This window comes from Kitasatospora sp. NPDC057542 (assembly GCF_042801945.1).
GTDB lineage: Bacteria > Actinomycetota > Actinomycetes > Streptomycetales > Streptomycetaceae > Kitasatospora.
Genome location: NZ_JBHVFE010000368.1, coordinates 1 through 9,254 on the forward strand (window position 1 = coordinate 1; position 9,254 = coordinate 9,254).

At 74.1% G+C, this 9,254-nt stretch carries 8 protein-coding genes; 3 read left to right on the plus strand and 5 right to left on the minus strand.

The features are described from left to right. Positions 1-105 precede the first annotated feature (105 nt). From ACFU7Y_RS32955 to mscL, 3 genes are all read right to left on the minus strand, one after another. On the minus strand, positions 106-981 hold the full coding sequence (locus tag ACFU7Y_RS32955; protein WP_224283836.1) for an MOSC domain-containing protein: 876 nt from the start codon (positions 979-981) through the stop codon (positions 106-108). Positions 982-1,177: 196 nt separating this feature from the next. Then, complete coding sequence (locus ACFU7Y_RS32960) at positions 1,178-1,948, minus strand: DUF6643 family protein (RefSeq protein WP_374120083.1); 771 nt, start codon at positions 1,946-1,948, stop codon at positions 1,178-1,180. 384 nt (positions 1,949-2,332) lie between these two features. Then, on the minus strand, positions 2,333-2,779 hold the full coding sequence (gene mscL, locus ACFU7Y_RS32965) for a large conductance mechanosensitive channel protein MscL (RefSeq protein WP_224283837.1): 447 nt from the start codon (positions 2,777-2,779) through the stop codon (positions 2,333-2,335). Between the two features lie 440 nt (positions 2,780-3,219). On the opposite strand from mscL, the gene ACFU7Y_RS32970 reads away from it, so the two are divergent. Beyond that, the gene (locus tag ACFU7Y_RS32970; protein ID WP_380770573.1) at positions 3,220-4,467 is read left to right on the plus strand and encodes a glycosyltransferase family 4 protein; all 1,248 of its coding nucleotides are present in this window, start codon (positions 3,220-3,222) and stop codon (positions 4,465-4,467) included. A 129-nt stretch (positions 4,468-4,596) separates the two neighbouring features. Then, the gene (locus ACFU7Y_RS32975; RefSeq protein WP_380770574.1) at positions 4,597-5,271 is read left to right on the plus strand and encodes a thiol:disulfide interchange protein DsbA/DsbL; all 675 of its coding nucleotides are present in this window, start codon (positions 4,597-4,599) and stop codon (positions 5,269-5,271) included. A 103-nt stretch (positions 5,272-5,374) separates the two neighbouring features. On the opposite strand, the gene ACFU7Y_RS32980 is transcribed toward ACFU7Y_RS32975, so the two are convergent. After that, complete coding sequence (locus ACFU7Y_RS32980; RefSeq protein WP_224281176.1) at positions 5,375-6,121, minus strand: cyclopropane-fatty-acyl-phospholipid synthase family protein; 747 nt, start codon at positions 6,119-6,121, stop codon at positions 5,375-5,377. 43 nt (positions 6,122-6,164) lie between these two features. Then, positions 6,165-7,304, minus strand: a complete 1,140-nt coding sequence (locus tag ACFU7Y_RS32985; RefSeq protein WP_380770576.1) for a glycosyltransferase — start codon at positions 7,302-7,304, stop codon at positions 6,165-6,167. A 66-nt stretch (positions 7,305-7,370) separates the two neighbouring features. On the opposite strand from ACFU7Y_RS32985, the gene ACFU7Y_RS32990 reads away from it, so the two are divergent. Beyond that, the gene (locus ACFU7Y_RS32990; protein WP_380770575.1) at positions 7,371-8,141 is read left to right on the plus strand and encodes a glutamate racemase; all 771 of its coding nucleotides are present in this window, start codon (positions 7,371-7,373) and stop codon (positions 8,139-8,141) included. The last annotated feature ends 1,113 nt before the right edge of the window (positions 8,142-9,254 follow it).

The window sequence follows — 9,254 nt, forward strand, 5'->3', positions numbered from 1 at the left end:
GCGGTGGGCGGCCGGTACGGGCGGTCGGCGGGCCCTTCGGCAGAAGCCGGACCAGGTGCGGCTCGCCGTCCCGGAGAAGGTGCCCGGTGCTTGCCGCTCAAACGCTCAGCGCCCGTCGGCGGGCCAGTGCGCCCCGCCCTCCAGCACCTCGACGTCGTCGCCCAGCCGCAGCGTGCCGAGCGCGTCGCCCTCGACGCCGGCCGGCCGTTCGGGAATCAGGTTCTGCCCGAACGCGGCCTTGCGCAGCAGCCGGTGGTGCCGGGCCAGGGTGCGCAGCGGCTCCTTGCCGCGCCGCTCGCCGGTCTCCTGGTCGGTGGTGGTGATCACGCAGCGGCCACAGGGCTTGACCACCTTGAAGGTGACCGAGCCGATCCGGATCCGGCGCCAGGTGTCCTCGGCCCACGGCTCGGCGCCGCCGACCACCACGTTCGGGCGGAAGCGTTCCATCGGCAGGGTCTCGTGGCCGTCCGGGTCCTCGGCGGCGATCAGCTCGTTGAGCCGGTCGAGCGAGGCGGTGGTGGTGAGCAGCAGCGGGAAGCCGTCGGCCATCGAGACGGTGTCGTCGGGCTCGCCGTACTCGGGGTCGACCGGCCGGGCGTGCGGGTCGTCCAGGTGTACGAGGCGGTAGTCGCCGAGGTGCTCGGCGATCCACTGGTGCGCCTCCTTGGCGGCCTCCGCGGCGCGGAAGCGGGTGCCCCAGACCTCGACGTCGGCGAGCGGGTCGCCGGCCGCGACGGCGGGGGAGGGGACCTCGATCCGGGAGCCGTCGGGGGCGGTCAGGGTGAGGACGCCGTCGGGCAGCAGTCCGGCCCGGATCTGTCCGAGGGCCGGGTCCTCGCGCTGGCTGACGAAGCGTCCGGTCACGTCGGCGAGCATCCAGCGGCGGTCTCCGGCCAGGCCCCAGGGTTGGACCACGGCGGTGTCCGGGCTCAGGCGGTACATCGACTTGACGGGGTAGACGTGGAGTCCGGTGAGCTGCATTCCCCCATCCTGCCAGTCGGCCCCGACCGGCAGGGACGGCCCCCGTATGCGCACGGACCGCCCGGACGCCGTGGGGGGCGTTCCGGGCGGTCCGTGGATGACCCGTTTCTCCGTTCGCCCGGCGTACGGGGGGCGCCGGGTGGTGCTCAGGTGGTGCGGGTGCGGGCCGCGTGGGGGGCCGCGGGGTGTCAGTGGTTCAGTAGCCCTGGCCCTGCGGCTGGTAGCCACCCTGGAACTGGCCGGGCTCGTTGTACGGGCCCGGGCGCTGAGGCTGCATCGGGCGGACCGGCGCCATGGCCGGGCGCAGCTGGGCGCCACCGAAGGACTGGTCGCCGCCCTGGCCCTGGAAGCCGGGGCCGCCGACGGCCGGGCCGCCGAAGGACTGCTGGCCGCCGAGGCTCTGCGGACCGGTGGGCTGGCCCTGGCCGAAACCACCCGGGCCGCCGGCCGGCTGTGCGCCGAAGGTCTGGGGGCCGCCCTGGGCGCCGATGAAGGTGTTCTGGCCGCCGAAGCTCTGGCCGCCGGTCGGCTGGTAGCCGCCGCCGGAGGTCTGGGCGAAGGCCGGGGCGCCGGGCTGCGGTCGCTGGTACGGCTGGGGGGCGCCGTAGCCGGGAACCGGCGGCTGGGGGGAGGCGTACGCCGGCGCGGGCTGCGCGGGGATGTACGCCGTGGCGGGGCCGGCGGAGGGGCCGCTGCTCGGGCCGGGGCCCAGGGCGAGGCGGGCGGGCGGCAGCGCGGGGAGGTTGCTGCCGGCACTCTCGTACCCGTTGCCGTAGCGGTTCTCGTGGGACGGGCCGAGGCCGGATCCGTAACCGGACGACAGGGCCGGCGGCAGGGCGGCCGGCACGTTGATGGGCGCGATCTGGGGGACGCCGCGCTCAGCCACGAGGCTGTCGTAGATCGGCGTGCCGGAGGAGAAGGACGGAGAGGGGTAGCCGACTCCGTCGTAGGAGCGGGGCGAGGTCATGGGGCATACGGTAAGCCCACAACGCGCCTGCTGAGGAGAGCGGGAGGGGGAGCAGTTCGAGTGTTTACACAGTCTTCGCTCGCACAAAGGTTTCGAAAGTAGGAAAGCCGGACATTCCGGCGTCCGTTTCCGGACAGCCCTGGCGCCCCGTCAGTGATCGAACAGCGGCCGGACGGAGCCTGCGGAAGGCCTTGTGGCGAACGGCCGGTAGCCGGTCGGGGGCCCTGCGGAGAAACTTTTTCCGAATGGGCGTGCGCGGGCGCATTCGAGCCCCTGCCGAGCGGGCGGCGGAGGCTCGTGAATGTTTCGGGAATAAAGTTCCCGTCAGCTCTTCGGGCATTCGGTTCAGGCCCGCGACCTGCGCTGTCGGCCCGGGGCCGGCGGTCAGTGCGACCGGAGCGCCTGGGCCTGAGCGGGCAGGCCCGGCCTGCGGACCTCGGAGGTGCAGAAGGAGCACCGGGTCGCGGCGGCCGGGATGGAGCTCAGGCACTCCGGGCAGTCGGTCTTCGCGGCCGGCTCGGGCTTGGCCGATTGGAAACGGTCCTGGAGCTTGCCGACCGGCAGCACCACGGCGAAGTAGATGACGGCCGCGGTCAGCACGAAACCGATGACCGCGTTGACGAAGACGCCGTACGGGAACCGGGTGCCGGCCACCTCGAAGGTCTTCTGGGTGAAGTCGCCGACGGCACCGGACGCGACGCCGACGAGCGGGGTGAGGAAGGCGCTGACGAACCCGGTGACGACGGCGGTGAAGGCCGCGCCGATCACGATGCCGACCGCGAGGTCCACCACGTTCCCGCGCAGCAGGAAGCTGCGGAATCCCTTGAACACCGGGTGACTCCAAATCCGTACGGGGAAGGGGAGGCGGGGCGGCACGGCGGGTGCCGCCCCGGCCGGACATCCTGCCGAGCGGCCCGGGCCGAGGTCCAACTGCGTTCACCCGAACGGGGTAACCGCCCCCGCCCCGGCGTCCGCCGGCCCGCCGGGCGGGGGCGCTCCGCGCACCGGCCTTCGGCGGTCGAACAGCCCGGGTGATTCGACGGCGTGACGTCGCATTTGACACCGGCACGAGCCGATTCGGGGCGGCGCCGACCCGGCGCGACAGGGTGACCGGAGCGCGGCAGGGGGCGAGACGGGGCGCATGGCGGTCGCAACCGGCGCACGACGGCGGCTCTGTGGAGCACATCGGGTGTACAAGCGCGGGCGGATGGGCCACCATCAGGTTGCGCGAAGGGGATGTACCGGGCGGAGCACTGTGCCAAGGTCGGTCCATGCCCGACCATTTGTCGGCCGATCCGGCCGGAAACCGTCCGCGCGTCCTGCATCTGATCAGCGACTCACGCCGTGGCGGCGCACAGAACTTCGCCCGTGACCTCCACCGGGAACTGAACCGCCGGGGGCAGCCCTCCGCGCTGTGCGCCCTCGCCCCGCATCCTGCCGTCCACTCCGGGCCCCCCGAGGCCGGCCCGGATTCCGCGGGCCCGGGCCCCGGCGCCGCGGGCCGGGGCGCCGAGTCCGCGGGTGACGACTCCGAGTCCGCGGGTCGGGGCGCCGCCGGTTGCTCCGCCGTCTCCGGGCTGCGCTCCGCCGCCGTGCTGGGCCCCGGCCGGCTGCACCCGAGCACGCTGCGGGCGTTGCGCTCCGCCGCGCGCACCGCCGACGTGGTGCTCGCGCACGGCTCGGACACCCTGGCCGCCTGCGCCCTCGCCCTGGCCGGGACCGGTACGCCCTTCGTCTACGTCTCGGTCGGCCACCCGCGCTACTGGACCGCCAACCGGCTGCGCCGGGTGCGCGGCGGCGCGCTGATGCACCGCGCGGCCGCCGTCACCACTCTCACCGACGAGGCGCGCGACGTCCTGGAGGAGCAGTTCCGGCTGCCCGAGGGCAAGGTGCACGTGATCCCCAACTCCCGTGCGGCCGAAAGCTATCCGCCCGCCGACGGCCGGGACGACCGGCGCGCGGCGCGGCACGCGCTGGGCCTTCCGGCCGACGTGCTGCTGGTTGCCTGGATCGGGGCGATAGCTCCGGAGAAGCGGCTCGACCTCGCCCTCGACGTGCTCGACCGGCTGCCCGACGTCCGGCTCGCCGTCGCCGGGGACGGACCACTGCGCGAGACGCTGGCCCGCCACCCGGCCGCCGCCCGCGCCCATTTCCTCGGCCCGCTGCCCGACCCGGTCCCGCTCTACCGCGCCGCCGACGCCCTGCTGCTGACCAGCGACAGCGAGGGGGTGCCCGGTGCGCTGATCGAGGCGGCACTGGCCGGGGTGCCCGCGGTGGCCACCGATGTCGGCTGGGTGCGCGAGGTGGTCCGGGACGGCGCGACCGGTGCGCTGGTCGCCCCCGGGGACCCGCTCGCCCTCGCCGAGGCACTGGGCAAGGTGCTCGCGGTCAACCGGGCGGGCCTCGGTGCGGCGGCCCGGGCGCACGCGCTGGAGCACTTCGAACTGGGTGCCGTCGTGGACGCCTGGCAGCAACTGGTCGCGGAGGTCTGGACGGCGGGCACGGAGGGCGCCGGCTGACCGCATCGACCCCGTCGGTGGTCGGCTCCGTCCACGGGCGAGGCCCGGCTGCGCCGTCCGGACGAATCCGGCACGGCCCGTGCCTGAGCAACCGGCCGGAAACGAGCCGCCACCAGCACACTGCCCGGTGTGAACTCGAAGTCGCTGCTGCGGTCCACCGTCCTGCTCGCCGTCGCCGTCGGGATTGCCGCGTCCCCCGTCCAGGCCGGCGCGACGACCAACCAAGTCCCCTCCAGGGGCGTCCAGTTCGTCAAACCCGACCACCCGCAGCGGGTGCGCGAGAGCGCCCTGACCGAGGCGGTCGAGTTCTTCTGGTACGACTGCGGCCACTCCCAGGCGCTCGAACAGCCCTTGCGGGCCTGGGCGGAGAAGCACCGCGCCGATGTCGCGCTGCGCCGCGTCCCGGCCGTCTGGCCCGGCACCCGGGACGAGGCCGTGCAGCGTGCCCACGCCCGGCTGTACTACACGCTGGAGCACCTCGGCCTGGTCGACCGGCTCCAGGCCGGCGCCTTCCGGGCCGTGCACGACGAGGGGCTCGACGTCACCACCGAGGCCACCGCCACCGACTGGGCCGTGCGCCAGGGCGTCGACGGCCAGGCGTTCGGCCGGACGTACCGCTCCGCCGTGGTGAACCGGTCGGTCGACGAGGCCGCCGCCGCCTTCACCCGCTACGGCATCAACGAGCTGCCGACGGTCGTGATCCAGGGCGAGTACCGCACCTCGCCGACCCTGGCCGGTGGGGTCGAGGCGATGCCCGAGGTGCTCGACCGCCTGGTGCGGCAGGAACAGGAACACAGCCGCTGAGCCTGCGTTCCCGGCCCTTGCCGCGACATCGGACCAGCTCGCTCATGTGCGGTGCCGGGCAGGTGGATTGGCTGTTTCGACAGCTTCTGCCGATTCAGCCGCTTCAGTCGCGGCGCAGCAGGTACGTGACGAAGCCGAGCGTCCCCCGGTAGCCGTGCAGCCACTCGGTGCGGTGCCGGTCCGCGGCCTCCCGGGCGGCTGCCGCGTCCGGGAGGTCCGGGTGGTCCAGCGCCCACTCGGCCAGCGAGCCCGTCCAGGAGAACTCGTAGTCGTCCCACTCCTGCTCGGTGCTGACGTGCCCGAACACCGGTGTCCAGCCGTCCGCGAGGACCCGGTCGGTGGTCGTTGCCAGATCCGCGAAGTCCTCCCGGACCGCGCCCAGCCCGTCCAGCGTCGCCTGCGACGGCTCGCGCTGCCAGAACCCCTCGCCGACCAGCAACCGGCCGCCGGGGGCCAGCAGTTCCCGGGCCGCGGCGAGCGTCGGCAGCAGACCGTCGAAGGCGTGGGTGGCGCCGACGCACAGCACCAGGTCGAAGGGCTCCTTCGTGGCGAAATCCCGTGCGTCCAGGTGGTGCAGGCCGATCCGGCGGACCACGCCGAGTGCGGTCGCGGTCTCCCGGGCCCGGGTCAGCGCCGCCGCGTCAAGGTCCACGCCCACCGCCTGCCAGCCCGGGCGGGCAGCCAGCGTCCGGAGCAGCCAGGCGCCCTCACCGCAACCGAGGTCAAGGGCCCGGCCCCGTTCCGTCCCGGCGGTGGCGCGGTCCAGCAGCCGGGCCACGGACTCGTCCGCCAGGGGGGCCGCGATCGGGTGGTGGGCATGGGCGAGACGGGAGATCTGCTGACGGTCCATCCGAGCAGTATGGATCGGGGCGGCCCGCTGTGCAGGGGGTTTCTCAGGCCCGGGAGTAGGTGCGGCCCTTCCATGCCGCGCCCCGGCCGCGCCAGTGCTGCACCGCCGAGTCCACCGTCATCAGCAGGTACAGCCCCGCGGTGAACGGCAGCAGCAGCACGGCCACGGCCGGCTGCCCGTAGTACCGGACCATCGGCAGGTACGTGCCCGCCATCAGTGCCCACGCCGCCCCGCCCGCGGCCGCCACCGCCGGCACCCCCGCGGCCGGCCCGGCCACCGTCGCCACCGGCGGGACCAGGTACACCAGCGCCAGCCCCAGCACCGTCCCGGACAGCAGCAGCGGCGAGTGCCTGAGCTGGGCGTACGCGCTGCGTGACACCATCCGCCACAGCTGCTCCAGCCGTGGGTACGGGCGCACGCTGACCACGTCGTCGGCCAGGCCCAGCCAGGTCCGGCCGCCGGTGGACTTCACCGCCCGGGCCAGCGACACGTCGTCGATCACCGCACCGCGGATCGCCGCCACTCCGCCCGCCCGCTCCAGCGCCTCGCGCCGCACCAGCGAGCAGCCGCCGGCTGCGGCCGCCGTCCGGGCGCCCGGGCGGTTGCTCCGGCGGAACGGGTACAGCTGGGCGAAGAAGTACACGAAAGCCGGCACGATCAGCCGCTCCCAGCCGGTCTCCACCCGCAGCCGGGCCATCTGTGACACCAGGTCCAGCCCGTTGCTCTCGGCGGCGGCCACCAGCTCGGCCAGCGAGTCCGGGCCGTGCGCGATGTCGGCGTCCGTCAGCAGCAGGTACTCGACGTCCGGCCCGGCCAGCGCCACGCCGTGCCGCAGTGCCCACAGCTTGCCGGTCCAGCCCGGTGGCAACGGGGGAGGGGTGGTGACGGTCAGCTCCAGCCCGTCGATCGTCCGCAGCTCCGCCGCCAGCGTGCCCGTGCCGTCCGAACTGTGGTCGTCCACCAGGATCACCCGGGCCCGCCCCGGGTACTTCTGCGCGAGCAGCGTCGGGAGGCTCACCGGGAGCACCGAGGCCTCGTCCCGGGCCGGCACCACGATCGCCGCCTGCGGCCAGCGGACCGGCGGACGACGCGGCGGCAGCCGTACGTCGGTGCGCCAGAACGAGCCGTGGCAGCACGCCAGCCAGAGCCAGACCAGCAGGGAGAACGCGGCGATCCACAGCAGGACGGTCACCCCGGCAGTCTGCCGCAGAACCGGGCCGGGCGGGCGGATCGACTAAAGTCTTGACCCGTGAAGATCGCACTGATGGACTCCGGAATCGGCCTGCTGGCCGCCGCTGCCGCCCTTCGGAAGCTGCGCCCGGACGTGGATCTGGTGCTCTCTTCCGACCCGGCCTCGATGCCGTGGGGGCCCCGTACGCCGGAAGAGGTCACCGAGCTGGCCCTCGGCTGCTGCCGGGCCGCCGCCGCGCTCGAACCCGACGCGCTGGTGATCGCCTGCAACACCGCTTCCGTGCACGCGCTCGCCACCCTGCGGGCCGAGCTGGAGCCCGGGCTGCCGGTGATCGGCACCGTCCCGGCGATCAAGCCCGCCGCAGCGCAGGGTGGCCGGGTTGCCATCTGGGCCACCCCGGCCACCACCGGCAGCGCCTACCAGCGCGGGCTGATCCACGACTTCGGCGGTTCGGCGGACATCACCGAGGTCGCCTGCCCGGGCCTCGCGGACGCGGTCGAGCACGGCGACGACGAGGCCATCACGGCCGCCATCGCCGACGCCGCCGCCCGGACACCGGCCGGCACCGACGTCATCGTGCTCGGCTGCACCCACTACGAACTCGTCGACGACCGCATCCGCGCCGCCGTCGCCCCGACCGCCTCCCCGGCGCTCACCCTGTACGGCTCCGCCGACGCCGTCGCCGCCCAGGCCCTGCGCCGCGTCGCCGACCCCACCCGGACCGGCGTCGGCACCCTCACCGTCCTCCACGCCGGCGCCCCCGCCGACCTCCCCCCGGTTGCCGCCCTCTACCCCCAGGGCAACACCCTCGCCACCCTCATCGGCTGACATGCGCAGAAGTCGACAGGTCGACTTCCCGGCAGCACGCCGGGGGTCGGCTCGGCCGGCTTCCGGTACCGCCCCGGACACCATCTCTGCGGAGCCCGCCCCCCGAAAGCTGCCGGCCGCCCGCCGGGCCCTGCCCGCGCACGGGAAGTCGGCCCAGCCGACTCTCCACGCGACCGCATCGACTTCCCCGCAGCACGCCGGGGGTCGGCCCGGTCGACTTGCGGCACGGCCCGCGGGCGGCATGCTGTGCAGCCCGCCCCCTGAAAGCTGCCGGCCGCCCGCCGGGCCCTGCCCGCGCACCAGAAGTCGGCCCGGCCGACTTCTCGCGCAGCGGCCGCATGGGCTTCCTGGCGGCGCATGAGAAGTCGACCAGTCCGACTTCCTGCGCCGTGCCCGGGCGCAATGGCTGGGCGGCTCGTTCGCCGAAGCCCCTGGTGGGTGCCTGCCGGGTCGCTGCCCGCGCACGGGAAGTCGGCCCGGCCGACTTCCCGCGCAGCGGCCGTTCTGAGGGCCAAGCTCGGGTCGCGCTTCCATCTCGCTGTGCTGGGCGACCAGGCTGTCGCCGTTTCCCTGTGTATGGGGTCGCGCCCCTCCTGGCTCGCTGTGCGCAGGAAGTCGGCCCGGCCGACTTTCGGTGCGTCATGGGCCCGCCGGCCGGTCGGCCTTGGTGGCTTGTCCGGCTCGTGCAGGAAGTCGGCCGGTCCGACTTCCTGCGTCGAGCCGCGTCGCCAAGGGGTGCATCTACTCGTGTAGAGTTTGCGGGAACTCGGTAGATCCGACTTTCTGTTCGAGAAGGCTGTGGGTGTTGGTCCGGCACTTCCGGCGCCCGCAGAGCTTCGGCCGAGCGTACGAGAAGTCGACCTGATCGACTTCTCGTGCGGTGGCGATGGGCCGGAGATTCGCCGACCGCGCCTCCTGGCTTGTTCGCGGCACACCAGAAGTCGGCGTGGTCGAGTTCTGGTGCGGGGTTGGTTCGGTGGCCGGTTGCTTTCGGGTCTTGTCCGGCTGGCGCGGGAAATCGGTCGGCTGGTCCCCGTGGACGAGGGGCGTCAGGGGGAGTCTGCTCGCGCAGGAGTCTGATGGTCGCCAAGCGGTTGCGTGGAAAGTCGGCCC

Excerpts from the sequence above, each read along its gene's own strand:
- ACFU7Y_RS32955 (WP_224283836.1), bottom strand. The coding sequence starts at position 981 with ATGCAGCTCACCGGACTCCACGTCTACCCCGTCAAGTCGATGTACCGC.
- ACFU7Y_RS32960 (WP_374120083.1), bottom strand. The coding sequence starts at position 1,948 with ATGACCTCGCCCCGCTCCTACGACGGAGTCGGCTACCCCTCTCCGTCC.
- ACFU7Y_RS32970 (WP_380770573.1), top strand. The coding sequence starts at position 3,220 with ATGCCCGACCATTTGTCGGCCGATCCGGCCGGAAACCGTCCGCGCGTC.
- ACFU7Y_RS32980 (WP_224281176.1), bottom strand. The coding sequence starts at position 6,121 with ATGGACCGTCAGCAGATCTCCCGTCTCGCCCATGCCCACCACCCGATC.